The organism is Vibrio sp. 378 (assembly GCF_033339435.1).
This window is the reverse complement of sequence record NZ_JAWOUO010000525.1, coordinates 1-718: the sequence shown is the minus strand read 5'-3', so window position 1 is coordinate 718 and position 718 is coordinate 1. Positions and strand designations below refer to the sequence as shown.

The 718-nt window shown below is 43.6% G+C and carries 2 protein-coding genes; both read left to right on the top strand.

What is annotated here, in order from left to right; genetic code table 11:
- Positions 1–75: 75 nt before the first annotated feature.
- Positions 76–453 carry a carboxymuconolactone decarboxylase family protein gene (locus R7Q48_RS27320; protein ID WP_005463606.1) on the top strand — a complete coding sequence of 126 codons (378 nt, stop codon included), beginning with the start codon at positions 76–78 and terminating at the stop codon, positions 451–453.
- A 94-nt stretch (positions 454–547) separates the two neighbouring features.
- On the top strand, positions 548–718 hold a 171-nt coding region (locus tag R7Q48_RS27315), incomplete at its 3' end, for a PhzF family phenazine biosynthesis protein (RefSeq protein WP_318133394.1).

The following is a 718-nucleotide window of genomic DNA, read 5'->3' as shown; positions in this document are numbered from 1 at the left end:
GCGGAAAAGTACGTTGACTTAGAGTTCACTCTAACTTGTAAGGTGTGCGGGTATTCACTCAAAGGAGCACACAAAATGGAAAATACGCGATTTCAAACAGGGTTAGAGCAGTTATCAAAAATCGATGGAGAGGCTGGTCAAAAAGTTATCGAAAGCCTGAACGACATTTGCCCTGATTTAGCAAAGTTCACGATTGAGTACCCGTTTGGCGACATCTACACCCGTGAAGGGCTAGATCTAAAATCGCGAGAGATCGCTACGGTGTCCGCATTGACGGCGATGGGGAACTGTACTCCACAGCTTAAAGTGCATTTACACGCTGCGCTAAACGTTGGTTGCACGGAAGAAGAGATCAAAGAAGTGATCATACAAATGTCTGTTTACGCAGGATTTCCAGCTGCATTAAATGGCATGTTTGCCTTTAAAGAAGTACTCTCGGAAAGGCAGGTTTAGCTGCCTGCAAGCAACATTGAAAGTGAGCGTTAGGAGTCTCTAACGCTTTTATTTTTATGTTTTTTAACGCGTTATTAAACCGCAAGGATGGTGGATGATTAAAGCGCAAATATATGATGTATTTTGTGATGAGTTGGCTCAAGGTAACCCTTGTGGCGTTGTCGAACTAAATCACTGGCTGAGTGATTCTGAGTTACTTCAAATCACTCATCAGGTCGCTCAACCTGTCACATCATTTGTGGTTAAGTCTGGCAGTGACTACCAC

Bases quoted from the DNA above. Each gene is read 5' to 3' on its own strand.
- R7Q48_RS27320 (WP_005463606.1), top strand. From the start codon at position 76: ATGGAAAATACGCGATTTCAAACAGGGTTAGAGCAGTTATCAAAAATC.